This window comes from Epibacterium sp. ABV4_022 (assembly GCF_056159345.1).
In genome coordinates this window covers 590886-616366 of sequence record NZ_JBSWVA010000001.1, presented here as the reverse complement: position 1 = coordinate 616366, position 25481 = coordinate 590886, and the positions used below count along the sequence as shown (strand labels likewise).

Here is a 25481-nt window from a genome sequence, read left to right as displayed (position 1 = left end):
AGACCTTTCCGGGACCAACCGCGCAGGGGCGGATCAGTCGTCTTTTTCCATGGTGCATTGCAGCGGATGCTGGTGGCGACGAGCGTAATCCATCACCTGCGCAACCTTGGTTTCGGCGACCTCATGGCTGAAAACGCCAACGACGGCGACGCCTTTTTTGTGCACTGTGAGCATGATTTCAAAGGCTTGCGCATGATTGAGCCCAAAGAACCGCTCCAGCACGATCACCACGAATTCCATCGGCGTGTAGTCGTCATTCAACAGCAGCACCTTGTAGCGCGGCGGCCGTTGCGTCCGCGGGCGCGTCTTGGTCAGGACACCAAGGTCGCTGTCGTCTTCCGGAGTGTCCGACATCATAACGGGGTGCTTTAGCATGGGATCAAAAGTTTCCAGTCGTGCATCTGCGTTCGTCACCGGCTTATATAGGGGAAGACCCAATAAGGAAAAGAGATTGAGATCGGGATAATGCCTAGAACGCTGACGACCATCGGTTTTGACGCAGATGACACGCTCTGGCACAACGAGCGCTTCTTTCGGGTCACTCAGGACCGCTTTGCCGAACTGCTGATGGATCACACCCCCGACGACATGGGGCCCGAGGAACTGGACCGCAAACTGCTGGACGCCGAGAAACGCAACCTGGGCGCCTATGGCTACGGGGTCAAAGGCTTCACCCTGTCGATGATCGAAACCGCGATCGACGTGACGGAGGGGCGCGTGCCCTCTGCCGTCATCAAGGAATTGCTGGAAGCGGGACAGATGATGCTGTCCTTCCCGATCGAGCTGCTGCCCCATGCCCGCAGCACTGTCGAGGCCGTGGCCGAGGACTACAAGCTGGTGCTGATCACCAAGGGCGACCTGCTGGATCAGGAGCGCAAACTGGCGCAATCCGGCCTGGGCGATCTGTTCGACGCCGTCGAAGTGGTGTCGGAGAAGACGCCGCAGGTCTATGTCGACATCTTCGACCGCCATGGCTCCGGGGTGGAGCATGCGCTGATGGCGGGCAATTCGATGCGATCCGATGTGGTCCCGGTGGTGGAGGCCGGCGGCTTTGGCGTCTATGTGCCCCACGGTCTGGTCTGGGAGGTCGAACACGCCGAGGCCCCCGCCGACAGCCCCCGGTTTCACGAGATCCGCGACCTCGGCGATCTGCCGACCCTGATCGCGCGCATCGGCTGAGTCCTGCCGAGCAGCAGAGGTTATGTTAACCCTTTATTCACTGCTGTGACCCCAAGGCCGCATTTGCTCAGAAAATGCACGGTTTCCTGACCCGCCACAGCAAAGCGAACACCAGAAAATCGCAGGGGGCGCAGGCGCCCGGCCCACCCGATCTAGCGGTGCTATTTCGACAGGACACCACATGTCGAAGCGGCTCGCAAATTGCGCTGTGCAGGCGCTTCGATGTTCCTTCACAACTGGTTTATTCGACCCACCGGCTATGATACGCTGATCGCAGCAGACAAAACGTCAGCCGGAAAACCGGCGACACGAGGCAGACATGGCAGTGATTTCTCAGGTCGATGGCGGTCGTCCCTCCTCTATTGTGGCGGGATTGGTCCGTGAAACGGAACGCACTCCGGGGCAGATGAGCCTCCGCAGACTTGCACGGCGATGCAGGCTGGCCACGATGGGGCTGATGCTGATCGCGGGACTGGTTGCGGCGCAGGCGTCCCGGGTGGACGCCGCGCCCTATGCGGCGATGGTGATGGATGCGCGCACCGGCGAAGTGCTGCATTCCCGCAATGCCGACACCCGATTGCACCCAGCCTCGCTGACCAAGATGATGACGCTCTACATCGCCTTTGAGGCGGTGCGGAACGGCGAGATCGACCTCGACACCCGAATCACGGTGTCGCGCAACGCCGAAGCTGAACCCCCGTCGGAACTGGGCCTGCGTCGCGGGCAGAAGATCGCCCTGCGCTATCTGATCCGGGCGGCGGCAGTGAAATCCGCCAATGACGCGGCCACCGCCATCGGCGAGGCGATCTCCGGGTCCGAAGCGGCCTTTGCCCGGCGCATGAACCGCACCGCCAAGGCCCTTGGCATGACCCGCACCACGTTCAAGAACGCCCACGGCCTGACCGCCAGCGGGCATCTGTCGACCGCCCGCGACATGACCACGCTGGGGCGGCACATCCTCTATGATTACCCGGAATATTATAACCTGTTTTCCCGGACCTCGACCGATGCCGGGATGAAGGTGGTCTATAACACCAACCGCCGCCTGCTGGCCGCCTATCGCGGGGCCGACGGCATCAAGACCGGCTATACCCGCGCGGCGGGCTTCAACCTCGTGTCCTCTGCCAAACGCGGCGATGAGCGGATCATCGCAACCGTCTTTGGCGGCAAATCCACCGCCTCGCGCAATGCCAAGATCGCAGAGCTTCTGGACCTCGGCTTCCGCCGCGCGCCGGCCTATGCCAAGCTGCAGAAACCGGCGCTGCCGCCCTATGTCGGCAACAGCGGCGTGCAGCTGGCCGAAGACGACTCCCATGGCCTGGCGGGCAAGACCATCCGGGTGAGCGGTGTCATCTCTGAAACCCTGCGCCCGCGCGCCCGCCCCGCCCCCGAGGTCGATCCGGCCGCCCTGGTCGCCGCTGCCGAGATCCCGGAAGAGGCGAGCCCGGACACCGGCGAGGAGGTCCAGGTCGCCGCACTTGATTCCGATGCGCTTCAGTCCGGCATCAACAGCGCCATTCTGGAAGTCACCGAAGTCTCCGCCCTGCAACCAGTGGCCCGTCCCGAGAGCCTGCAAGCGCAGACCGACGGCGATGCGGAGCTGAAAGCGGAGATCAGCACCGCCGTGGCCAAGGCGGTCTCCGCCCCCACCCAGCGCCGCTATACCGGTCCGCGCCCGCAGGCGCGCCCGGCCTCCTTTGACACCCGCGTCGCCTCCGTCGAGGAGGAACCGGTGGTGGTGACCCGTCTGTCCACATCGGGGGGGCGCTACTGGGGCATCAACGTCGGGCGCTACACGACGCGGTTCCAGGCCGAAAAGGTCCTGTTGCGCACGGCGCTGGCCGAGATGGAGACCCTCGACGGGTCCCTGCGCAAGGTGGTGCAGAGCCCGCGCGGGTTTGACGCCCATTTCCTCGGCATGACCAAGGACGGCGCGGAACTCGCCTGTCGCCGCCTCAATTCGCGCAATGTGACCTGCGAAACCCTCGGGCCGGCCTCCTGACACCGCGTTGCACGCGGGACCTCCCCACCGGGCAAGACCGGGGCGGGGCGGCTCCCGCCTGCCAAACGCGCATTGACATGCGCGATGCCAGTTGGGCCCGGCACCGCTGACGCGGTGCGGGCCCGTTTTTCATCGGCCAGATCACAATCAGATGCGGATGCGCCCCAAGGATGCGCTTCCTCCGGGTGCGGTCCGGCACGTGTCAGGGTTTGGGGTGGTCGTCCCACTCATCACTGAGAATGCGCCGCGCGTCCCCTTCCGGATCATCATACTGATCCGAGCGCACGGTGTAGATGAAGCCGATCAGCCCCGCCCCGCCAAGGATCAAGGAAATCGGAATCAGATAGGACAAGACAGTCATACGTGCTCTCCTTCACCCGCTCAGCGCAACCGCAGCGCATTGAGCGACACGGTAATCGAGGAGGTGGACATGGCCAGCGCTGCGATCAAGGGGGTGGCAAGACCGGCAATCGCCAGCGGCACCGCAATGATATTGTAGATCGTGGCAATACGAAAGTTCTCGCGGATGCGGCGGGTGGCCCGGCGCGCCACGCCACAGGCTTCGGCAATCGGCGCGAGGTCCTGCCCCAGCAGCACGATGTCGGATGCCACGCGGGCGGCATCCAGCGCCGAAGCCGGCGATATCGAGACATGCGCCCCCGCCAGGGCGGCGGTATCGTTCAGACCATCGCCGACCATCAGCACCTTGTGGCCGGCCTGGGTCAGATCCCCCACATAGGTCGCCTTCTGCTCTGGCAGCGCTTCGGCCACCCAGGTCCGGATGCCGAGCCGCTGCGCCAGATCCTCCACCGCTGCCGCGGCATCGCCCGAAACCAGCCGCACGTCCTTGCCGGCGTCGCGCAGGGCGCAGACCGCCGCCGCCGCACCCGGGCGCAGGCTGTCGGCAAAGCGGATCGCAACGGGCGCGCCCTCCCCCGGGTCCAGCCATGTGGTGGTTTGCGTCGTCGACGCCGTGGCACCGACCCAGGCCCCACGGCCCAGCCGGACCTGCCGCCCCGCGAGGCGGCCTTCGGTCCCATAGCCCGGCACCTCGCGCAGATCGGTGACAGCCACAGGCGTGATCCCGGCGGCGCGTGCGGCACGGCTCAGCGATTGCGCCAGGGGGTGCGCGGACCCCTCTGCCAGCGCCAGTGCCAGTGACAGCTGCTCGCGGCTCAGATCCTCCAGGTTCACCACCTCCGGCGTCCCCGCCGTCAGTGTCCCGGTCTTGTCAAAAACCACCGTGTCCACCTCCGCCAGGCGCTCCAGCGCGGTGGCGTGCTTGACCAGCAGACCGGCCCGGAACAGTCGACCGGAGGCCGCGGTCGTCACCGCCGGCACCGCCAGCCCCAGCGCACAGGGGCAGGTGATAATCAGCACCGCGGCGGCGATGTTCAGCGCCGTGCGCAGGTCAAACGTGTAGAGATACCAGCCCACGAAGGCGAGCGCCGAGAGGATATGCACCCCCGGCGCGTAGAGCTTTGCCGCACTGTCGGCGAGCGAGGTATAGCGCGACCGCCCCGACTCGGCGATGGCCACCAGATCGGCCATGCGATGCAGCGAGGTCTCCTCTCCCACCGCGGTTGCCCGCAGGGTCAGCGGGCCGGTCAGATTGACCTCGCCTGCGGACACCTGCCGCCCGGGTTCGGCCAGCACCGGCAGGGTTTCCCCGGTCAGGAGCGAGCGATCCAGTTCCGAACGCCCCTCGACGATTTCGCCATCCACCGGCATGCGGCCGCCCGGCCGGACCCGGATCAGATCGCCGATCTTCAGATCCGCGACAGAGACCTCCACCTCCTGGCCCTGCGCATCCAGCCGCCAGGCGCGCGGCACTTCTAGGGCTGCCAGCTCCTCGGCGGCGGATCGGGCCGCGGCACGGGTGCGATGGTCGAGGTAGCGCCCCGCCAGCAGAAAGAAGGTCAGCGTCAGGGCGGCATCGAAATAGGCATGCTCACCGGACAGCGAGGTCTCCCACAGGGAGGTCACCAGCGCCAGCAGCAGCGCCAGCACGATCGGCACATCCATGTTGAGGCGCCCGGCCTTCAGCGCCGCCCAGGCATTGCGATAGAAGGGCTGGCCCGCATAGATCACCGCCGGAAAGGTGATCGCGGCAGAGATCCAGTGGAACATGTCACGGGTGGCGTCGGAGGCCCCGGACCAGACCGAAATCGACAAGAGCATCACGTTCATCGAGGCAAAGCCCGCCACCGCCAGCCGCAGCAGCAGGTCCCGGCCCGCCCGATCCGTCGCCGTGGCCGAGAGGGCGGCGGCGTCCAGCTCGTGCGCCTCGTATCCCAGCGCCTCGCACACCGGCACCAGATCCGCCGCCCGCAGATCCGGGTCAGCCTCGACCAAGGCGCGTTTCAGCGTCAGGTTGACCCGCGCATCCCGCACCCCCGGCACCGCATTCAGGCCGCGCTCGACAGCGGAAATACAGGCCTGACAATGGATCGTCGGCAGCGAAATCGCCAGCCGGGCCTCGGTCGGGGCAGTGTCGACCGCCTCGCTCGGGGCGGCAACGCAGCCCGGGCACACGGCCGTCTGATGGCGCAGGGGAGCGGTCATTGCGATGTCTCTTCCAAACCTCTGACAGCGGGCACCGCGGGGCGCGGGCGCCGCCGGGGGGACCATGATGCGCCCGCCGCCGGTCCGGAGGGCGATCCGGAGGCGGACCCACCCGTCGGGCGCACGCGGGTCATCTGCTCAGCGCTGCACATGCAGGATCACCCGCTGCATGAATTCGGTGCCGTCCTCGGCCCGCGCGATCATGCGAATGTTCCAGTTGCCGGGGGCCAGCTCTGCCGAGGCCACATAGGCGCTGCCGTCGAATGTGAACTGCGGCTTCTGGTCGTCCTTCACATGGGTGGCCCGCCCCAGCGTCGCCGTGAGCGAGGCAACCTCCACCGGCTGCCCGTCGCGATCCGTGATCTCCAGCTTGACCTGATCGCCGACCGCAGAGGCATAGACCGACCAGCCCAGCGCCTCCTGCGCGGCGCGGCGGGTGTCGAACTGCTGGCTGGCCACATAGGAGTTCTTCACCTCCAGCCCCGGAAAGGTGCGCACCGCGCTGACCGCCATGTAGATGTTCACGGCAATGATGATGCCAAAGGCGGTGACGCAGATCGCCAGCATGTGCTTGCCGGTGAATTCCCGTGGCTTTGCATCGGTCTTGCTGGTCATGGATCAGTTCCCCCGTCCATTGAAGGTGGTATCGCGATAGGCGCGCTCGCCCGAGGTCACATCCTCGACCCAGAGCCGCAATCCGGTGCTTTCCGCCTCTGCCGGGCCGGTGCCGCGCGGAGCGGTGATATAGACCCGTTGCAGGCTGGCAGTGTCCGCGGGCACATCGACGGTAACACCCTCCTCGCCCTCAAGCGAGACCTGCAACGCCGGATCGCCCACCACCGACAGGGCAAATTCCCGGGTCTCGCCATGTTTGTTCGACAGGCGCACGTCGTAGGTGTTGCGAATGGTGCCATCGGACAGGGTCACGAAGGTCGGATTGCGCACCGGCGCCACCGTCATGTTGATGTCGGCGCGAATGAACAAGGCAAACACCAGCCCCAGGCCGACCCCGCCCCAGAGCGTGGTGTACATGATCGTGCGGGGGCGCAGGATGTGTTTCCAGACCGGGCGCGGCGGCTTGCCCGCGCGTTCGTTGGTCTCATCCGACAGCGCCATATAGTCGATCAGCCCGCGCGGTTTGCCCACTTTGGCCATGATGTCGTCGCAGGCATCGATGCAGAGCGCGCAGGTGATGCACTCCATCTGCTGACCATCGCGGATGTCGATCCCCATCGGGCAGACGTTGACGCAGGCCATGCAGTCGATGCAGTCGCCCATTTTGTCGGCCTCGGCGGATTTGCGATGCTTGCCGCGCGGCTCTCCGCGCCAGTCGCGATAGCCCACGGTCAGCGTGTCCTCATCCATCATCGCCGCCTGGATGCGGGGCCAGGGGCAGGCGTAGATGCAGATCTGTTCGCGGGCAAAGCCGCCAAAGAAGAAGGTGGTGAAGGTCAGAATCGCCATCGTGGTATAGGCCACGGGATGCGCCTGTCCGGTCACCAGATCCTGCGCCAGCGTCGGCGCATCGGCAAAATAGAACACCCAGGCGCCGCCGGTCGCCAGACCGATCAGGAGCCAGGCGATCCACTTGGTGACCCGCAGGCGGGCCTTGCGGATGTCCCATTTCTTCTGCCGGTGCAGGCGCAGGCGGGCGTTGCGATCCCCCTCGATCCAGCGCTCCACCAGGATGAAAAGGTCGGTCCAGACCGTCTGCGGACAGGCGTAGCCACACCAGACCCGCCCCAGCGCTGAGGTGAACAGGAACAGGCCGAGGCCCGCCATAATCAGCAGACCGGCGACAAAATAGAACTCATGCGGCCAGATCTCGATCCAGAAGAAATAGAACCGCCGCCCGGCCAGATCCAGCAGCACCGCCTGATCCGGCAGTTCCGGACCACGGTCCCAGCGGATCCATGGCAGCAGGTAATAAATGCCCAGGGTGATCGCCATGATCACCCATTTGAGGGTGCGGAACTTGCCCGATACACGGCGCGGAAAAATGGGTTCCCGTGCGGCGTAAAGGCCGGGGGCTTGGCTCGAATCGCTCAACGTCTGGCTCCGATCCTGTGACAGGTCTGATGGTGTTCTCCCAGAGGCCGGCCGGCGAGACTTTGACGTGGATCAAAATTTGCATTCTACATGTGCGTTTTGCGCAAATGTCGCAGCCTTCAGGAGCCCGCAGCAAATTTCTGCGGTCACCTCAAGGAGGTAGAAGCGCGCTCGCGCCGCAACCAGTTGACGAAATGACGCGCACCCGGACGCAGGAGCCCCGGGCGGTGCACGATATGGTAGCCACGGCCCTGTTCTTCGCAGAAAAGCTCGGTCAGGCGCCCGGCGGCCACATCCGGCGCGACGAAATCGCGCACCGACACCGCCACCCCCTGCCCGGCGCGCAGGGCCTCCATCAGCAGGTTGCCGGGCAAGACGACCCGGCCAGCCTTCAGACTGTCCTCGACCCCGCGCGACCGCAGCCAGACCGAGGCCTCGTTGGTGCCGATTTCCTCAAGCCAGGGCAGGTCGAGCAGGTCCTCGGGTTGTTCCACCCGGCGCTGGTCCAGCAAGCCGGGCGCCGCGACCACGACCATGGGCGAGGGCAGCAGCATCTCGGCCTCCAGCCCGGGCCAGGCGCCGTGCCCGTAGCGCAATGCAACATCGATGCCGCCCGGGGTCATCTGCACCACCTCGCCGGTGGGGTCGATGACCAGATCCACCTCCGGATAGGCCTGCCGGAACCCGGCCAGCCGGGGCATCAGCCAATGGGTGGCAAACATCGGCGTGCAGGTCACATGCAGGGGCTGCCCGGCGCCCCGTCTGGTCAGGTCCTGCACCGCGGCGCGAATGGCGCCGAACCCCAGCGTCAGGGCCTGCGCCAGATGTTCGCCTTCGGCTGTCAGCTTCAGGGCACGGCCAGACCGGTCCAGCAGCGGCACCCCCATATGGGCCTCCAGCTGGCGCAGCTGCTGGCTGATGGCAGCATGGCTGACATTCACCAGCGCGCCGGCCTGTTGCAGATTGCCGGTTTCGGCAAAGACGGCAAAGGCGCGCAAGGCGGCGAGCGGAGGCATGTCACGCCAGTTCATATGTAATCCCTGCTTACATGTCAGATTTCTTCCTGACTCGCATAGATGGGTGAGTCGGGCAAGTATGAGCACAGATCCAGCGTGTGGATCACATGCCAAGGAGATGTGCCATGTTAGTTGATATTTACGCCCGCACCCTGCTGAACGCGACCCGTCACGGTGATCTGCCGCAGCGCCCATTGCCGCAGCCGTATCGCGCGCCCCGGCGTCGCCCGGGGGCTCTGCGCCGCCTGATCTCGGCGCTCTGGGCGCGGCGTCCGCAGCCCGCGGCCACCGGCACCCCGCGCTGCGATGTTCCGGTGGCCTGCAAGTAATGGCCTGCGATCAAGAAAGACTCGATCACGGGTTTCGCTTCGGGCTTTGCCCGAAGCGACCAGCGGGGGGGGGGGGGGGGGGGGGGGGGGGGGGGGGGGGGGGGGGGGGGGGGGGGGCCCGCGCCGCGCTGCCCCCCTTCAAACCTGTGCGCATCAGGACACCCGTTGCAGGAGGCCCCCGCCGTCACCCCGCCCCGGAGCCACCCCGGAAGCATACAGGGGACATACAGCGAAGGCGGACCAAACGGCGCTATTACAGGGCTTATGAGAAGAAAAAGCGCCGGCTCCCTAGGAAACGCGCGAACAAGCAGGGAACCGGCGCTGGAAACACCCGCCGGGAGGTCCTGGCGGGGTACGGCGGAACCCGGGGCCTGACACGATAGCCTTCCCAACCATGGCCCAGAATTCCGTCTTGCCCCCAGAGTGCCCCGCCACCCCCCGCACAGCCTTGATGCAGATCAACTGCGCCCGGGATTTTTATAAAAATGCCGCAACCGGGGCTGTTTACCGAGAGCGGCGCGGGCGGGCGGCAGGAAGCCACCCCGCCAGCAATGCAAAAGGGCCGCCCCATTGGGGCGCCCCGGTCGTGTTCAGCGATCCGTTTGTCAGGGACCGGCGCGCGGCTTACTCGCCGCCGCCCAGCTGGTGCACATAGGCGCTGACGGCGCGGATCTCGGCCTCGCTCAGACGGCTGTCCCAGTTCGGCATGACCCCAAACCGCGAGTTCCAGACGGTCTCGTACAGGGTGTCGTAGTCGCCGCCATAGAGCCAGATCGCGTCCTTGAGGTTCGGCGCGCCCTGATAGATGTCGCCCGAGGCATCCTCGCCATGGCAGGAGGCGCAGTTTTCCTCAAACACCACGGCCCCCTCGGCCACTTCGGTGGCATCCTCGGGCGTGCCGGACAGGGACATCACATAGTTGACCACCTGGCTGACCTGCGTCTTGTCCAGCAGCTCGTCCCGCCCGAAGGCCGGCATCGCGGAATAGCGCGCATCGTCGCTGTCCTCGTTGCGGATCCCGTAGGCAACGGTGGTGTAGATGTCCTCCATGGTGCCGCCCCAGAGCCAATCGTCATCCAGAAGGTTGGGATAGCCCTTGGCCCCTGCCGCGCCGGAGCCGTGACACTGGGCGCACCAGGTCTTGAACACCGCAGAGCCGGCGGAGACCGCATAGCCCTCAAGCTCGGGGTGGTTAGGAATCGCCGCCAGCTCCAGTGCTTCGAGTTCGGCATTGATCGGCGCATTGGCGGTCTCGACCGCGGCGATCTCCGCCTCCACCTTGGCGCGCGAGGACCAGCCCAGCATGCCGGAGGTCGCCTCGCTCACCAGCGGCCAGGCGGGATAGGCGATGGTGTATCCGATCCCCCAGACGATGGTGGCGTAGAACACCCACAGCCACCAGCGCGGCATCGGGTTGTCGAACTCCATGATCCCGTCCCACTCGTGGCCGGTGGTCTTGGGATCGCCGTCGTGGATCTTGACCTTGTTGGTGTTGCCCGTGTCACTCATTGCTGGGCCTCCGATTGAGTGGCGCTCTCGGGCGCCGGCTTGTCCGCATTGCGGAAGGGGATATTGGCTGTGTCCTCATAGGTCTTGGTCGAACCGGGGCGAAACGCCCAGATCACCACACCGATGAAAAAGAGGAACAGAAAGAGAAGCATCCAACTGTCCGCGAACTGTCGCAGCAGGGAATAGGTTTCCATGGCTCAATCCTCCCTTACCGGCTTGCGTCAGGTGTGAAGGTCGAGAAATCGACCAGCGTGCCGAGCATTTGCAGATAGGCGATCAGCGCATCCGCCTCGGAGACACCGGGTTGGCCATCGAAGTTGCGCACGTTGACGCTGTCCTCGCCGTACCGTTCCAAGAGCCCGTCGTAATCGCTGTCCGGATCGGCCTGGGCGCGGAAATCACGCTGGGCCTGTTCGATCATCTCCTCGGTGTAGGGCACGCCGACGATGGCATTGGTGGCCATCAGATCACCGATATACTCGCCGTCGATGCGGGTGCGTTCGAGGAAGTCGTACTTCGGCATCACCGATTCCGGCACCACCGCCTGCGGGTCGCGCAGGTGATCGACGTGCCACTCGTCCGAGTAACGCCCCCCCACACGGGCCAGATCCGGCCCGGTGCGTTTGGAGCCCCACTGGAACGGGTGGTCGTACATCGACTCCGCCGCCAGCGAATAGTGACCGTAGCGTTCGACCTCGTCCCGCATCGGGCGGATCATCTGGCTGTGACAGACGTAGCAGCCTTCGCGGATGTAGATGTCGCGCCCCGCCAGTTCGAGGGGGGTGTAGGGACGCATGCCCTCCACCTCCTCGATGGTGTTCTCCAGGTAGAACAGCGGGGTGATCTGCACCAGGCCACCGATGGTGACGACGAGAAAGGAACAGATCAGCAGAAGCGTCGCGTTCGTCTCGAGGATTTTATGCTTGTCGAGAATTGCCATCTCTCCGGCCCTCCTTATTCAGCCGGGACCGCGACGGACAGGCTGGCCTCTTTGGCCGGTGCCCGACGAACGGTCATCCAGAGGTTGTAGCACATGACCAGCGACCCGGTGAGGAACAGAACCCCGCCCAAACCACGCATCACATACATCGGAAGCTTCGCAGCCACGGTGTCGGCAAAGGACCACACGAGGAAGCCGTTTGCGTCCACTTCACGCCACATCAGGCCTTCCATGATACCGGTCACCCACATGGACGCCGCGTAGAGCACGATGCCGATGGTGGCGAGCCAGAAGTGCCAGCTGACTAGGCTCAGCGAATAGAGCCGCTCGCGCTTCCACAGAACCGGCGTCAAATAGTAGAGACAGCCGAAGGTGATCATGCCGTTCCATCCGAGCGCACCGGAGTGCACGTGACCAATGGTCCAGTCGGTGTAGTGCGACAGCGAGTTCACCGCGCGGATCGACATCATCGGACCCTCAAACGTGGACATGCCGTAGAACCCGACCGAGATCACCAGCATCCGCAGCACCGGGTCGGTGCGCAGCTTGTCCCAGGCGCCCGAGAGCGTCATCAGACCGTTGATCATACCACCCCACGAGGGCATCCACAGCACGACCGAGAACACCATGCCCAGCGTCGAGGCCCAGTCGGGCAGCGCGGTATAGTGCAGGTGGTGCGGACCGGCCCAGATGTAGATGAAGATCAGCGCCCAGAAGTGGATGATCGACAGTTTGTAGCTGTAGACCGGACGATCCGCCTGTTTCGGGATGAAGTAGTACATCATGCCGAGGAAGCCTGCGGTCAGGAAGAAGCCCACGGCGTTGTGGCCATACCACCATTGCACCATGGCATCCTGCACCCCCGGCCAGACGATCACCGACTTGGAGCCCCAGATCGACACCGGAATGGTCAGGTTGTTGACCACATGCAGCATGGCAACGGTCACGATGAAGGCGAGGAAGAACCAGTTTGCCACGTAGATGTGGCGCTCCTTGCGGCGGATGATGGTGCCCAGGAACACGGCCAGATAGGCGACCCAGACGATGGTCAGCCACAGGTCGACATACCATTCAGGCTCGGCGTATTCCTTGGACTGGGTACCGCCCAGCAGATAGCCCGTCGCCGCCAGCACGATGAACAGCTGATAGCCCCAGAACACGAACCACGCCAGATTGCCGCCCCAGAGGCGGGCCGCCGAGGTCCGTTGCACGACGTAGAAGGAGGTCGCGATCAATGCGTTGCCCCCAAACGCAAAAATCACCGCCGAGGTGTGCAGCGGCCGCAACCGGCCAAAGTTGGCAAAGCCTTCGGACCAGTCGAAGTTCAGCACCGGAAAGGCGAGCTGGAAGGCGATGAAGGTGCCCACCAGGAACCCCGCCACGCCCCAGAACGCGGTTGCAATGACGCCGGCCCGCACCACACCATCGAGGTATTCTCCGGTCACCGGAGCCGGCACCGGCTCGTCGGTGTTGCGCAATGTGGCCAGGAACAGGCCGCCCGCGACGAGCATCAGGATCACCGCATGCACCTGATAGGCCAGATCCCTGGCGTAGCCGGCGGCGATCATGAAGAAGACCGTCAACACGCCAAGCACGATCAGCTTGAGATAATTAGACATTTCATGCCCCTTTGAATGGTTCACCCGAATCGTATCCCTCGCAGACACAGCACGGGCGTCGTTTTCCCAACCCTGATGCCAGAGCGGGGTTTTGCAAACATTGATCTGCATCAAGATACTCTCGTATGGGATGTGTCATGTCACCTCACGGGATACGGGTGGCACAGAGGGCCAGCCGGGCGCGTTATCCTTTCTGGGACCACTCGATTTGGGAAAGGGCCAACTCATGACCTACAAGACGATTCTCACGGTGCGTTCGACACCGGACGGCAATGCAACCGCACTGGAGCAGGCCGAGGCGATGGTGCGCCGGGCGGACGGGCATCTGGATGTGCTGTGCCTGGGCGTGGATCGCACCCGCGTCGGCTATTACGATGGCGGCGCCAATGCGATCGCCATCAACACCATGCTGGAGCGCGCGCGCGAAGAGGTCAAAGCCACCGAAACCGCGGTTGCGGCGCGGCTGAAATCCAGCGATGTGGCGCATGCGATCTTTACCGCGATCGCGCCGCTTGGCGATATCTCCCGGGTCACCGCCCACCATGCGCGGTTCAGCGACCTGGTGGTGATGCAGTTGCCCTATGGCGACGGTCAGGGCCCGGAGGTGGAACCGATCGTCGAGGCGGCGCTGTTTGATGCCCGCACCCCGGTTCTGGTGGTGCCCGACGGCGGCGTGATCGCCCCCGCCCCCAAGACCGTTCTTGTCGCCTGGGACGAAAGCATCGAGGCCCTGGTCGCGGTGCGCAAGGCGCTGCCCTTCCTGCAAGCGGCTGATACGGTGCGGATCGCGGTAATCGACCCGCCCAAACACGGGATCGAACGCTCCGACCCGGGCGGGATGCTGTGCCAGATGCTGGCGCGGCACGGGGTGGCCTGCGAAATCGACGTGCTGAGCAAGACGCTGCCGCGCGTGTCCGATGTGCTCAGCCGCCACGCCACCGACACCGGTGCGGAGATGATCGTGATGGGTGCCTATGGCCACTCCCGGTTCCGCGAATCGATCCTTGGCGGCACCACCCGCAACATGCTGGAACATGCCGAGGTGCCGGTGCTGATGGCGCATTAACCGCCCGCGACACAGGCCAGCTTCACGGGCCAGCTTCACGGGCCAGCCTCCCCGGCGAACCGCTCCCCGTGCGCAGGGGCGCAGCCGGGGGCGCTCCCGCGCCCGCGCAGACCCTGACCGGAGGTCAGGCCCCTACAGACGGCCTTGGGCCCGGCAGCCAGCCCCCACCGGGGGCTGGCTGCGCGCCGCGTGGCCCTTGGCCACGCGGCGCCCCCGCCTCCGAGGCAGGCACATCCAGTCAGGGGGATGCACCCCCGGGCAGGTTGCCGATCCTCAAATGCAAAAAATCAGACAAAAATCAGACAGGGACGATCCGGGCAGGGCACAGGTCTGACTGCACACTGACTCTGACGGCACACTGACCGCGCCGTGCCCGAACCGTGCCCGGTTCGCGCACCCAAATCCTCCGCGGCCTAGTCAACAAACCCGCCGTCGCTGTCATCGCCGGCCTCTTCGATCAGGCGGCGCATGTCGGGCACGGTCACATGCCGCTTGCCCTCCAGAACGATCACGCCGGATTTCTTCAGCGCAGAGATCTGGCGGCTCACCGTTTCCAGGGTCAGGCCGAGGTAGTCCGCCATCGCCTCCCGCGTCAGCTTGAGATCGAAGCTCACCGCCCCCGTCGCCGCATCGGTGCTGAGCGAGGCATCCCGGCGCGCGATAATGGCAAGCAGGCTGGCGATCTTCTCGCGCGCGGTCTTGCGGCCCAGGACCAGCATCCACTCCCGCGCCGCGTCCAGCTCATCCAGCGTCATCTCCAGCAGCCGGTGGGCGATATGAGGCGTGCGCGCCATCAGCTCCTCAAAGGGCTTCTTGCGAAAACAGCACATGACCACATCCGTCGTGGCCACCACGTTATAGGCCGCCCCCTGGCGCCCCGGTCGCCCGACAAAATCGCTGGGCAGCAACAGGCCCACCATCTGGGTGCGCCCGTCTTCCATGGTCTGGGTCAGCGTCGCGATGCCGGACACCACGGAGCCGACAAAATTCATCTGATCGCCGGACCAGATGATGGGCTGGCCCGCCTCGTAGCTGCGGTAGTATTTGATCGCATCCAGCGCCTCCAGCTCGTCACCATCGCAACGGGCGCAGACAGCGCGGTGCCGGATCGGACAATCCGCGCACTGGATCGACTGGAATTGAGCAACGGTCATGCACGCCTCTGGTTGATCTGTATCAAGGCCGACCTGGCCGATTGCCCCTACCCTACGCGTATGACACAGGAATCTCAATTGGCACGGCTCGGACTATTCGACGCAAAAGTGCCCCGGTACACCAGCTATCCGACCGCGCCTCATTTCAACAATGACGTGAGTCCGGACCGCTTTGCGACCTGGATCCGGTCGGTCAAACCGGGTGCGGAGGTCTCTCTCTACGTGCATGTGCCCTTCTGTCGCAGGCTGTGCTGGTTCTGCGCCTGCCGCACCCAGGGCACGCAGACGGAGTCGCCGGTCAGAGCCTATGTGGACGTGCTCAAACAGGAGATCGCCCAGCTGGCGCAGCACCTGCCTGAGGGCGTGCAGCTGTCGCGCCTGCATTGGGGTGGCGGCACGCCGACGCTGCTGCCGCCCGACATGATCACGGAGCTTGCGGCCGAGATCTTTGCCGTGACGCCCCTGGCGCGGGGCGGAGAGTTCTCGGTCGAGATAGATCCGAACGAAATCGACGCCGCGCGGCTGGATGCGCTGGCTGCGGCGGGCATGACCCGGGCCTCGATCGGGGTGCAGGACTTCGATCCCGAAATCCAACAGACCATCGGCCGCATCCAGCCCTTCGACGTCACCCGCGACGCGGTGGAGATGATTCGCGCCCGTGGCATCGCCAGTCTCAACGCCGACATCCTCTTTGGGCTGCCGCATCAGACCCGGCTGCGCATGACCGAAAGCGTGCAAAAGCTGCTGTCGCTGTCGCCGGACCGGGTGGCGCTCTATGGCTATGCCCATGTGCCCTGGATGGCACGGCGCCAGAACATGATCCCGACCGACAGCCTGCCAACACCCGAAGCCCGCCTGCATCTGTTCGAAACCGCCCAGCGGCTGTTTCGCTGGGATGGCTATCGCGAGATCGGCATCGACCATTTTGCCACCCCGCATGACGGGCTGGCGGTTGCCGAACGCACCGGCAATCTGCGACGCAATTTCCAGGGCTATACCGATGACCGATCCGACGTGCTGATCGGCCTCGGGGCGTCGTCCATCTCGCGCTTTCCGCAGGGCTATGCGCAGAACGCCCCCTCCACCTCCGCCTATACCAAGGCGGTGCGGGAGGGGCGCTTTGCCACCGAACGCGGGCATGTCTTTGCCGGCGACGACCTGCTGCGCGGCCGCATGATCGAATCGCTGATGTGTGATTTCTCGATCTTCGCCAAGGACATCCTGCCAGTCTTCGACATTTCGCCGGCCGCGCTGGAGGCCATGTTTCGTGCCGCCGCCGCAGCCTTTCCCGGCATGCTGGATGTGAGTGCGGACGGCTTGCACATCCGTCCCGAGGGCAAACCGCTGACGCGCATCATCGCGCGCCATTTCGATGCCTATGACCTCAGCAAGGCGGGCCATAGCTCCGCGATCTGAGCGGCGGATCCCTGGCGGGCCCGCCGCTGGCGCGGACGCACAGGCCGGGTCGGGCGTGACCGCCCGGCGACACGCGGGCCTGACACAGTCCAACTCTGGCAGTGTCTAATACTGGCAGAGGGCAAGTCTGGCAAAATGCACGTCTGGCAAAGTCCAAGTCCGGGAAGGGGCAAAGCCGCCTCAGACAGAGGCGCCCTTGTGACGGATGGCGCAGCCCACCAGCCCCGCCAACAGGCCGATCCCAATGGAAATCGCGTATTCCATCGGCGTGACCGCCACATGGGTCGAATGCGACCCGCCCAGGATCATCGGCGCCAGCAGGCCGACCAGACCTCCAAGCGCGGCCGCCACAAACCACTTGCGCGTCGCCATCCCGACCGCAACGCCAATGATCCCCGGCAGGCCGATGATGCTGGCCCCGATGGTTCCAAGTAGATCCAGAAAGCTGATCATGGCTGGGTGCTCCCCTGTCGGCCTGTGCTTATCCCGTCAGTGCGCGGCATCGCTCTGCCCCCCGATCCAGGCGCGGACGTCGGACACATCGGTGCCCTGTCCGATCGGCGTCGTACCGGCGAGCATGTCGACCACATGTTCGTATTCCTCGAGGTAGCCGGGCGGCAGGTCATGGGCGATCCCCTGATGGCAGTCGATACAGGTCATGCCGTCGTCGATGGCGCGCTGGTGATTGTCGGCGGCGCGGGTTTCCTGGATCGTGAAGTCCATATATTCAAAGGCGTGGCAGTTGCGGCATTCCCGACTGTCGCTGGCCTTCATCTTGGCCCAGACCGCCGCGGCCATCTCCAGCCGGCGCTCTTCGTATTTTTCCTCTGTCGAGATGGTGCCGAGCACCTCGTGGTAGACATCCTTCACCGCCATGATCTTGGCCTTGATCTTGTACTGCCATTCATGCGGAACGTGGCAATCGGAACAGATCGCGCGCACGCCGGAGTGATTGTTGTAGTGCACCGTCTCGCGGTATTCGCCGAGGTTGGTTTCCATCGTGTGGCAGGACACGCAGAATTCTTCGGTATTGGTCAGTTCGAGCGACCAGTGGAAGCCGCCCCAGAACAGGATGCCGGCAATGAACCCGGCAATCAGCAGGAAACCGACACTCAGGACACCGGTGGGGCTCCAGAACCCATCCCAAAGACGCCGCAACAGGGACCGGCGCCGGGGGTTTGTGTCATTGTCCGCCATAACTTGTCCTTCCGATACCTGCGTCAGCGAGAATGGCTGGGGAGAAACGTATTGCCGACCAGCGCCGGAGTGTCGGCCTGCGGAACATGGCACTGGTTGCAGAACCAGCGGGTCCCGGCGACGGTATCAAGCTGCCTTCCGTCCCGGTCGAGGTAATGCGTCATCGACAGCGTCGGCGCGCCGCGCTCGCCGGCATTGGACCAGTCATGGCAGGCCAGACACTGGTTGGTGCGCTTGTCGATCTGATACTGATGCATCGAATGCGGGATCACCGGGGGCTGCTGGCGGTAGTTCCGCACCTCTCGCCCCTCCTGCTGCTGATAGAGCTCGGGCGCCGGAAGCGTCAGGTCGACATCCGCACCGCGCAGCGCCTGAACCTGGCCGCCGGACTGCGCCACGCCCCATCCGGACAGCGCCAGGGTGGTGGCGATGGCGGCAATCCCCGCTTTGACTGTCAGTTTCATGTCAGCTCTCCATCTGTCTGTCCCGGGCGCCCCCGCGACGCGGCCACGCCGCCGCCCGCGGGGGCCGATGCGGCCGCTAGGCGCGCTCCACCTTGCAGGCGCATTTCTTGAAATCGGTCTGCTTTGACAGCGGACAGGTCGCATCCAGCGTCAGTTTGTTGATCAGCTGGTGCTCATCAAACCACGGCACAAAGACCAGCCCCCTGGGCGGCTTGTTGCGCCCCCGGGTTTCGACCCGGCTGAGCATGCGGCCCCGGCGGGTGGAAATCTCGATCTCCTGGCCCCGGCGCAAGCCCCGGTCGCGGGCATCGTCGGGATGCATGAACACCACCGCCGAGGGCACCGCGCGGTGCAATTCCGGCACCCGCCGGGTCATCGAACCGGAGTGCCAATGTTCCAGCACCCGCCCCGTCGACAGCCACAGGTCATACTCCTCATCCGGCACCTCGGGCGGGGCCTCGTAAGGGGCGAAGATGATCCTGGCCTTGCCGTCCTCATGGCCGTAGAACGACACATCCGCGCCCTCGGGCACATAGGGGTCATAGCCTTCGCGGTAGCGATAGAGGGTCTCCTTGCCATCGACGACGGGCCAGCGCAGCCCGCGCACCTGATGATACATGTCGTAGGGGGCCAGATCGTGACCGTGATCGCGGCCAAAGGCGGCGTATTCCTCGAACAGCCCCTTCTGGACATAGAAACCGACGTGGTGCGATTCCACGTTGGCAAACCCCTCGGCGGTCTCGCTCAGCGGGAATTTGTTGACGGTGCCGTTCTCGAACAGAACCTGATAGAGCGTCTTGCCGGCGACCTCCGGCTGCTTGGCGATCAGCTCCGCGCCCCAGACCTCCTCCACAGTGAACCGCTTGGCGAATTCCATCAGCTGCCAGAGGTCGGATTGCGCCTCGCCGGGGGCCATGACCTGCTGCCGCCACACCTGCGTGCGGCGTTCCGCGTTGCCATAGGCGCCCTCCTTCTCGACCCACATCGCCGCCGGCAGGATCAGGTCCGCCGTCATCGCCGTCACCGTGGGATAGGCGTCCGAAACGGTGACGAAATTCTCCGGGTTCCGGTATCCCGGCAGCCCCTCCTCGTTGATGTTGGCGGCGGCCTGCATGTTGTTGTTGCACTGCACCCAATAGACATTGAGCGTGCCATCCTTCAGCGCCCGGTTCTGCGCAACCGCATGCAGACCGGGCTGTGCCGGGATGGTGCCGTCGGGCAGGCGCCAGATCTTTTCCGCATAGGCCCGGTGCTCGGGGTTTGTCACCACCATGTCCGCGGGCAACCGATGCGCAAAGGTGCCCACCTCGCGCGCGGTGCCGCAGGCGGAGGGCTGACCGGTCAGGGAAAACGGCGAATTGCCCGGTTCGGAGATCTTTCCGGTCAGCAGGTGAATGTTGTAGACCGAGCCATTGGCCCAGGATCCCCGGGTGTGCTGGTTGAACCCCATGGTCCAGAGCGACATGACCTTGCGATCCGGGTCGGCATATTGTTGCGCCAGTTTCTCCAGCTGATGCACCGGCACGCCGGAGAGTTCCGATACATATTCAGCCGTATAGGGCGCAACGGCCCGGTCGTATTCGTCGAAGTCGATCGGTGTCAGCTTGCCCGAGTTCGGGTGCGCCGCCGCCTCCTGACGCGGGTCCGTGTCCCGGAGGCCAAAGCCGATGTCGGTTTCGGTCCTGGTGATATTGACGTGTTTTTCCAGGAACGCCCAGTTCACCGCATCATTCTGGATGATGTAGTTGGCCACATAGTTCAGGATCGCCAGATCGGTCTGCGGCTTGAACACGATGCCGTTGTCGGCCAGCTCGAACGAACGGTGCTCAAAGGTCGACAGCACATGCACCTGCGAGTCCGGTTTTGTCAGCCGCGTGTCGGTCAGGCGCGACCACAGGATCGGGTGCATCTCCGCCATGTTGGAGCCCCAGAGCACAAAGGTATCGGCGGCCTCCAGGTCATCATAGCAGCCCATCGGCTCGTCGATGCCAAAGGCGCGCATGAACCCCACAACCGCCGAGGCCATGCAGTGGCGCGCATTCGGGTCGATGTTGTTGGTGCGGAACCCGGCCTTCATCAGCTTGGAGGCGGCATAGCCCTCCATGATGGTCCACTGGCCCGATCCGAACATGCCCAGGGCGCCGGGCCCTTTTTGCGCCAGCGCCTCCTTCCACTTTGCCGCCATGACGTCGAAGGCCTCGTCCCAGCTGACCGGTTCGAATGCGCCATTCTTGTCATAGACCCCGTTGGACTTGCGCAGCAGCGGCGTGGTCAGCCGGTCGGCGCCATACATGATCTTGGACAGGAAATAGCCCTTGATACAGTTCAGCCCCCGGTTCACCGGCGCCTCGGGGTCGCCCTGCGTCGCCACCACCCGACCGGCCTTGGTGCCGACCAGGACCGAACACCCGGTCCCGCAGAACCGGCAGGGGGCCTTGTCCCAGCGGATGTCGGCATTGCCGGGGGTTTGCGCCATGGCCTCCTCGGGCGCGAGCGGAATGCCCGCGGCGGCGGCCGTGCTGGCCGCTGCGGTGGCCTTCAGGAAGGTGCGACGGGATTCCGATAGGGTCATGCGTCAGGTCTCCGGCTGGGGGGCGGCAAGGGGGACCCGCGGCGCGGGATCCTCGAAATGGTGATAGTTGAGCGTCAGGGAAATCACGCCCGGCACATGATGCAGCGCCATGATCGTGTCCGAGGCAAAGGCGGCCTCGGTATCCTCGACCACCACGACAAGGCGGCCATCCTCGGCTTCGGCATGGACCTCGACGCCGGGCATGGCCTCCATCGCCGCGCGCGCCGGGCGCAGCCGCTCGGGGGTGACATGGACAAGGCAGCCACAGATGTTCATGCGACCTCCTCCTTCGCGTCAGAGGGAACCTCAAAGCGGATCGCCGCCGCCGGGCAACTCGCCACGCAGGCGCCACAGCCCGTACACAGGTCGCTGTCCAGTATCGGGGCGGCGCGCCCGCCGGTCATCAGGCGAAACCGGATCGCCCGCGGCGCGCAGGCGTCCTCACAGGCGCGGCAGGTGATGCCCGTCAGCGAAAAGCAATGCGCCGCAATTGTGGCCCGCCACGGCCAGTGCGGCGGCTCGGCGGGCACCAGCGCCCCGGTGTCACAGGCCTCGGCGCAGGCGTTGCAAAAGGTGCAGGCCCCGCGGGAAAAATCGATGATCGGCGCGCTGGCGTCTTGCGGGATGAGAATGGCCTCGGGGCAGGCATCGACGCAGGCCCCGCATTGGGTACACAGCTGCGCCACATCCGGTTGCGCGCCGGGCGGATGCATCCGGGACACCTCGGTCTGCGAGAATTGTCCGCGCAAGAAACTGCGTCTGCTGTGCTCGGTCGTCATAGACTTCCTGGCCCCAAGACTGAAACTCTCGGCCCTCACGACATGCCAACGGAATGCACGTGCGCCGATCACGTTCGCGTGAATCTACCCTAGGTAGAAAATGGATTCGCCTCAACCGCCTTGACCCAAATCAAACCGGCCACGTTCGCTTTCACGCTACCCTTGCGCAACCGAAACGCCCGCCGCGCGCCTGCCCGCCGCCTGCGCGACGCCTGTGCGGGGCGCGGAAATCGGTTTCCCACTGGGGATGTACAGCCCGGACATTCTTGGATAGGGGTCACATACAAGAGGTTCACCCCGCTTGGAGGTGCGGCGTCATGACAACGGCGCGGATCCGAGTGCAATTCACGCACGCGGCGCGCCCTTCGAGGCCGTGACAGGCGCGCCCAGACGTCAGGAGCGCGTCCAGATGAGCAAGATTACAACCGAAGAACTTGACCGCGCCGGCCAGCAGCCGCGCCGCGAAACCGCATTGGAAAAGACCGCCCGCACCGCGCGCGAGATCATGGAGGACGAGGCCCAGACCCGCCGCGAAAAGACCGAAAAGCTGCGCAAGGCACGCCTGCAACACAAGGGCCGCGCCCCGACCCCTGCCGAGGTTGAAGAGGCGCAGACACCAGAACAGGCGCTGCAGGAACAGGACTGACCGCCCGGCCCCGCTGCCCCCGCCGGACCCGTCACCAGGGACACGCGCGCTGCGGGACCCCGACATGAAAAAGCCCTCGCATCTTGCGAGGGCTTTCTTGATTCAGCGGGCCGGTTGCGGCCTCTTCAGGTCAGGCGGCCGGTCAGGCCGCCAGCCCCTTGGACCCCATATCGAGGAACTTCTTGCGCCGGTCCGCGATCAGCGCCTTGGCGTCCATCGGCTTCAATTCACCGAGCATTTCACCGATCGCGGCCGCCACCGCGCTATAGCTCGCCTCCGGGTCGCGATGGGCGCCGCCCAGCGGCTCGGCGATGATCCGGTCCACCACATCCAGCGCCTTCAGATCCTGCGCGGTCAGGCGCAGCGCCTCGGCGGCCTCACGCATTTTCTCGGCATCCTTCCATAGGATCGACGCACAGCCCTCGGGCGAAATCACCGAATAGACCGAATGCTCCAGCATCGCGACGCGGTTGGCGGTGGCAAAGGCCACCGCGCCCCCCGAGCCGCCCTCGCCGATGATGACAGAGATCAGCGGCACGCCGATCTTCAGGCACATCTCGGTGGAACGGGCGATCGCCTCGGATTGGCCACGCTCTTCGGCACCCTTGCCGGGATAGGCCCCGGTGGTGTCCACCAGCGTGATCACCGGCAGGCCGAACCGACCGGCCATCTCCATCAGGCGCACCGCCTTGCGATAGCCTTCGGGACGCGCCATGCCAAAGTTGTGGGTGATGCGCGATTTGGTGTCAGAGCCCTTCTCGTGGCCGATCACCATCACCGGCTGATCGTTGAAACGCGCCAGCCCGCCCATCACCGCCAGGTCATCGGCAAAGTTCCGGTCGCCGGCCAGCGGCGTATATTCGGTAAAGAGCTTTTCGACGTAGTCCTTGCAGTGCGGACGCTCCGGGTGGCGCGCCACCTGGCATTTGCGCCACGGGGTCAGATCCGCATAGAGATCCTGCAAGAGCTGCGCGGCCTTCTTGTCCAGCGCGGCGGCCTCGTCCACCACATCCATTTCTTCGTTGGTGCGCGCCATCGCCCGCAGCTCTTCCGCCTTGCCTTCGATTTCGGCGAGGGGTTTTTCGAATTCCAGATACTGGGTCATGCTGTCTCTACTGTCACGGTTTGCCCGTTATATGGACTTACGCAGCGTCTGATGCAACTCTCCGTGTGGTATCGGGGTGGCATCGGGCTGGCATCGGGGACCGGCCGCCGCCGCACCGGCAGGGCTCCGCTCCTCTCCGCGAGGGCCGGCAGCCGCCCCCGGAACCCTGCGCCCCCTCCAGCGGGCAACTTGGCGACCGGGCGCAAACTCAGCAAGATTTGTCACGCGCGTCTCTGGCATCACGCAGGTGGCACGACGACACAAGGACAGGCGGATGGCCCAGCGTTACGAAGATCGCATCCTGCGGGTGCTCACCTATATTCACGACAATCCGGCAGGGGATCTCAGCCTGGATCGGCTGGCGGATGTGGCGGCGATGTCGCGGTTTCACTGGCATCGGGTGTTTCGCGCCCTCACCGGCGAGACCTGCGGCCAGTCGGTGCGCCGCATCCGGCTGCATCACGCGGCGGTGGCGCTGACACATTCGGAGGCCCCGATCGAGGACATCGCCGCCACTGTGGGCTATCCCAACCGCTATTCCTTCTCGCGTGCCTTCACCACCGCCTACGGCCACGCGCCGGGGGCCTTTCGCGCCAAGGGGCAGCACCTGCCGCCCCTGGCGCTTCGCGATCCAAAGGAGCTTTCCATGCATGATGTCATCCTGCGCACCGAACCTGCGCGCCGCCTTGTCACCGTCCCCCATATCGGCCCCTACGCCGAGATCGGCCGGGCGTTTGAACATTTCTCGGCGCTGGTCAACAGCCGCAGCCTCTGGCCGGATCTGGGGCCGGTGATCGGCGTCTATATGGATGCCCCGGGCGAGGTGCCGGAGGACCAGCTGCGCAGCTTCGCCGGCGCCGAGTATCATGGCACCGAGACCCCCGAGGGGATGCAGCCCTTTGACATCCCCGGCGGCAAATCGGCTGTCCTGACCTTCAAGGGTCCCTATGCCGGGCTCTCTTCGGCCTATGACAGCCTGTTCGGCGGCTGGCTGCCGCAATCGGGCGAAACCCCGGCGGATGAACCTTGCTACGAGATTTACCTGAACGATCCCCGCAGCACCGCGCCCGAGGACCTGCTCACCGAAATCATACTGCCGTTGAAATAGGGCACCCACCTTTTTCGACCCGGTCGAAAAAGGGCGTGCAAAGCCCCCTCGATGGGGGTTTTGCACGCGCCCCCCACCACGCGACGTCCTGTTCCGCCTCCGCAAGGGATCAATGCGGCCAGATCACCGGATAAAGTGAGGCCACCAGTAGCACCGCCATGGTCCAGTTGAACAGGGTCAGCCGTCTGGGGCTGGTCAAAAACCGCGCCATCTGCTGGCCAAGGACGGTCCATGACCCCACCGAAGGCAGGTTGATCGCACCAAAGACCACCCCGACCACGAGGATCGCCCAGAGCGTATGATCCGGCGTGTAGGCGCTGATCGCCGTCAGCGCCATCGCCCAGGCTTTCGGATTGACCCACTGAAACGCCGCCGCCTGCAAAAACGTCATCGGGGTGCCTGCATCATCGCCCGCCCCGGTCTTGGCCGCGCCCGCGTTGGCGATCTTCCACGCCAGATAGAGCAGATAGACAACGGAGCCGACCTTCAGCACCGTGTAGCTTACCGGATAGGCGTCAAAGACCTGCACCAGCCCTGCCCCCACCAAAAGCACCATGAACACAAATCCCAGCGCCACCCCCAGCATATGCGGAATGGTGCGGCGAAAGCCGAAATTCGCACCCGACGCCATAAGCATCAGGTTGTTCGGCCCCGGCGTGATCGAGGAGACAAAGGCAAAGAGCGCAAGCGCGGCAAGAAGGTCATAGGTCATCATGCGCAATAATGTGCGCCTATGCCGGGGAAATGAAATTGCGATCTCGCGCGT

Annotated in this window: 26 protein-coding genes; 7 read left to right on the top strand and 19 right to left on the bottom strand. The window is 64.9% G+C overall.

Annotation, left to right across the window (positions count from 1 at the left end):
• Window positions 1-33: 33 nt before the first annotated feature.
• The gene (gene clpS, locus ACXAF5_RS02905) at window positions 34-375 is read right to left on the bottom strand and encodes an ATP-dependent Clp protease adapter ClpS (protein WP_239318633.1); all 342 of its coding nucleotides are present in this window, start codon (window positions 373-375) and stop codon (window positions 34-36) included.
• Window positions 376-465: 90 nt separating this feature from the next.
• Here clpS and ACXAF5_RS02900 point away from each other — a divergent pair, with 90 nt between their 5' ends.
• Together ACXAF5_RS02900 and ACXAF5_RS02895 are read left to right on the top strand one after the other, a co-directional pair.
• On the top strand, window positions 466-1179 hold the full coding sequence (locus ACXAF5_RS02900; RefSeq protein WP_239318631.1) for an HAD family hydrolase: 714 nt from the start codon (window positions 466-468) through the stop codon (window positions 1177-1179).
• A gap of 406 nt (window positions 1180-1585) precedes the next feature.
• Window positions 1586-3181, top strand: a complete 1596-nt coding sequence (locus ACXAF5_RS02895; RefSeq protein WP_474947787.1) for a D-alanyl-D-alanine carboxypeptidase family protein — start codon at window positions 1586-1588, stop codon at window positions 3179-3181.
• Between the two features lie 202 nt (window positions 3182-3383).
• Here ACXAF5_RS02895 and ccoS read toward each other — a convergent pair whose 3' ends face one another.
• From ccoS to ACXAF5_RS02870, 5 genes are all read right to left on the bottom strand, one after another.
• The gene (gene ccoS, locus ACXAF5_RS02890) at window positions 3384-3542 is read right to left on the bottom strand and encodes a cbb3-type cytochrome oxidase assembly protein CcoS (RefSeq protein ID WP_239318628.1); all 159 of its coding nucleotides are present in this window, start codon (window positions 3540-3542) and stop codon (window positions 3384-3386) included.
• A gap of 20 nt (window positions 3543-3562) precedes the next feature.
• Window positions 3563-5746, bottom strand: a complete 2184-nt coding sequence (locus tag ACXAF5_RS02885) for a heavy metal translocating P-type ATPase (protein ID WP_474945471.1) — start codon at window positions 5744-5746, stop codon at window positions 3563-3565.
• Window positions 5747-5884: 138 nt separating this feature from the next.
• The gene (locus tag ACXAF5_RS02880) at window positions 5885-6361 is read right to left on the bottom strand and encodes a FixH family protein (RefSeq protein ID WP_239360635.1); all 477 of its coding nucleotides are present in this window, start codon (window positions 6359-6361) and stop codon (window positions 5885-5887) included.
• A 3-nt stretch (window positions 6362-6364) separates the two neighbouring features.
• Window positions 6365-7795, bottom strand: a complete 1431-nt coding sequence (gene ccoG / locus ACXAF5_RS02875; RefSeq protein ID WP_239318625.1) for a cytochrome c oxidase accessory protein CcoG — start codon at window positions 7793-7795, stop codon at window positions 6365-6367.
• A gap of 146 nt (window positions 7796-7941) precedes the next feature.
• A complete protein-coding gene (locus ACXAF5_RS02870; protein ID WP_239360641.1) occupies window positions 7942-8826 on the bottom strand; it encodes a LysR substrate-binding domain-containing protein in 885 nt (294 codons plus the stop codon).
• Between the two features lie 110 nt (window positions 8827-8936).
• Here ACXAF5_RS02870 and ACXAF5_RS02865 point away from each other — a divergent pair, with 110 nt between their 5' ends.
• On the top strand, window positions 8937-9140 hold the full coding sequence (locus ACXAF5_RS02865; protein ID WP_474945470.1) for a hypothetical protein: 204 nt from the start codon (window positions 8937-8939) through the stop codon (window positions 9138-9140).
• 624 nt (window positions 9141-9764) lie between these two features.
• Here the strand turns inward: ACXAF5_RS02865 and ccoP are convergent.
• Genes ccoP through ccoN form a run of 4 tightly spaced genes read right to left on the bottom strand, consistent with a single transcriptional unit; the run spans window position 9765 to window position 13208 of the window.
• Window positions 9765-10649, bottom strand: coding sequence for a cytochrome-c oxidase, cbb3-type subunit III (gene ccoP / locus ACXAF5_RS02860; protein ID WP_239360645.1), 885 nt, complete (start codon window positions 10647-10649; stop codon window positions 9765-9767).
• Window positions 10646-10843, bottom strand: a complete 198-nt coding sequence (locus ACXAF5_RS02855; RefSeq protein ID WP_239318619.1) for a cbb3-type cytochrome c oxidase subunit 3 — start codon at window positions 10841-10843, stop codon at window positions 10646-10648. Before ACXAF5_RS02855 ends, ccoP begins: the two co-directional genes overlap by 4 nt.
• 14 nt (window positions 10844-10857) lie before the next feature.
• Window positions 10858-11589 carry a cytochrome-c oxidase, cbb3-type subunit II gene (ccoO, locus tag ACXAF5_RS02850; RefSeq protein ID WP_239318617.1) on the bottom strand — a complete coding sequence of 244 codons (732 nt, stop codon included), beginning with the start codon at window positions 11587-11589 and terminating at the stop codon, window positions 10858-10860.
• A gap of 14 nt (window positions 11590-11603) precedes the next feature.
• Entirely contained in the window at window positions 11604-13208 is a 1605-nt protein-coding gene (ccoN, locus tag ACXAF5_RS02845; protein ID WP_474945469.1) for a cytochrome-c oxidase, cbb3-type subunit I, read from the bottom strand.
• Window positions 13209-13434: 226 nt separating this feature from the next.
• Here ccoN and ACXAF5_RS02840 point away from each other — a divergent pair, with 226 nt between their 5' ends.
• Window positions 13435-14274 (top strand): universal stress protein, encoded by an 840-nt coding sequence (locus ACXAF5_RS02840; protein WP_474945468.1) that lies wholly within the window; start codon window positions 13435-13437, stop codon window positions 14272-14274.
• Window positions 14275-14687: 413 nt separating this feature from the next.
• On the opposite strand, the gene fnrL is transcribed toward ACXAF5_RS02840, so the two are convergent.
• Entirely contained in the window at window positions 14688-15428 is a 741-nt protein-coding gene (gene fnrL / locus ACXAF5_RS02835; RefSeq protein WP_239318610.1) for a transcriptional regulator FnrL, read from the bottom strand.
• A gap of 60 nt (window positions 15429-15488) precedes the next feature.
• Here fnrL and hemN point away from each other — a divergent pair, with 60 nt between their 5' ends.
• Window positions 15489-16844, top strand: a complete 1356-nt coding sequence (hemN, locus tag ACXAF5_RS02830; RefSeq protein WP_474945467.1) for an oxygen-independent coproporphyrinogen III oxidase — start codon at window positions 15489-15491, stop codon at window positions 16842-16844.
• Window positions 16845-17024: 180 nt separating this feature from the next.
• On the opposite strand, the gene ACXAF5_RS02825 is transcribed toward hemN, so the two are convergent.
• The 6 genes from ACXAF5_RS02825 to napF all read right to left on the bottom strand — a co-directional run bounded on the left by ACXAF5_RS02825 (window position 17025) and on the right by napF (window position 21856).
• Window positions 17025-17297, bottom strand: coding sequence for a hypothetical protein (locus ACXAF5_RS02825; protein WP_474945466.1), 273 nt, complete (start codon window positions 17295-17297; stop codon window positions 17025-17027).
• A gap of 36 nt (window positions 17298-17333) precedes the next feature.
• Window positions 17334-18041, bottom strand: coding sequence for a NapC/NirT family cytochrome c (locus tag ACXAF5_RS02820; RefSeq protein ID WP_239360670.1), 708 nt, complete (start codon window positions 18039-18041; stop codon window positions 17334-17336).
• Window positions 18042-18064: 23 nt separating this feature from the next.
• On the bottom strand, window positions 18065-18505 hold the full coding sequence (locus ACXAF5_RS02815; protein WP_474945465.1) for a nitrate reductase cytochrome c-type subunit: 441 nt from the start codon (window positions 18503-18505) through the stop codon (window positions 18065-18067).
• Between the two features lie 76 nt (window positions 18506-18581).
• Complete coding sequence (gene napA / locus ACXAF5_RS02810; RefSeq protein ID WP_474945464.1) at window positions 18582-21077, bottom strand: nitrate reductase catalytic subunit NapA; 2496 nt, start codon at window positions 21075-21077, stop codon at window positions 18582-18584.
• Window positions 21078-21080: 3 nt separating this feature from the next.
• Window positions 21081-21353 carry a chaperone NapD gene (locus tag ACXAF5_RS02805; RefSeq protein ID WP_474945463.1) on the bottom strand — a complete coding sequence of 91 codons (273 nt, stop codon included), beginning with the start codon at window positions 21351-21353 and terminating at the stop codon, window positions 21081-21083.
• Entirely contained in the window at window positions 21350-21856 is a 507-nt protein-coding gene (gene napF, locus ACXAF5_RS02800) for a ferredoxin-type protein NapF (protein ID WP_474945462.1), read from the bottom strand. Before napF ends, ACXAF5_RS02805 begins: the two co-directional genes overlap by 4 nt.
• A 409-nt stretch (window positions 21857-22265) precedes the next feature.
• On the opposite strand from napF, the gene ACXAF5_RS02795 reads away from it, so the two are divergent.
• Complete coding sequence (locus tag ACXAF5_RS02795; RefSeq protein ID WP_239318601.1) at window positions 22266-22502, top strand: hypothetical protein; 237 nt, start codon at window positions 22266-22268, stop codon at window positions 22500-22502.
• A gap of 142 nt (window positions 22503-22644) precedes the next feature.
• Here the strand turns inward: ACXAF5_RS02795 and ACXAF5_RS02790 are convergent, their stop codons facing one another.
• A complete protein-coding gene (locus ACXAF5_RS02790; RefSeq protein WP_239318599.1) occupies window positions 22645-23607 on the bottom strand; it encodes an acetyl-CoA carboxylase carboxyltransferase subunit alpha in 963 nt (320 codons plus the stop codon).
• A gap of 274 nt (window positions 23608-23881) precedes the next feature.
• Between ACXAF5_RS02790 and ACXAF5_RS02785 the strand changes: the two genes are divergently transcribed.
• Window positions 23882-24715, top strand: a complete 834-nt coding sequence (locus tag ACXAF5_RS02785; protein ID WP_474945461.1) for an AraC family transcriptional regulator — start codon at window positions 23882-23884, stop codon at window positions 24713-24715.
• A gap of 109 nt (window positions 24716-24824) precedes the next feature.
• Here ACXAF5_RS02785 and ACXAF5_RS02780 read toward each other — a convergent pair whose 3' ends face one another.
• The gene (locus tag ACXAF5_RS02780) at window positions 24825-25427 is read right to left on the bottom strand and encodes a LysE family translocator (protein ID WP_474947786.1); all 603 of its coding nucleotides are present in this window, start codon (window positions 25425-25427) and stop codon (window positions 24825-24827) included.
• Window positions 25428-25481 lie beyond the last annotated feature (54 nt).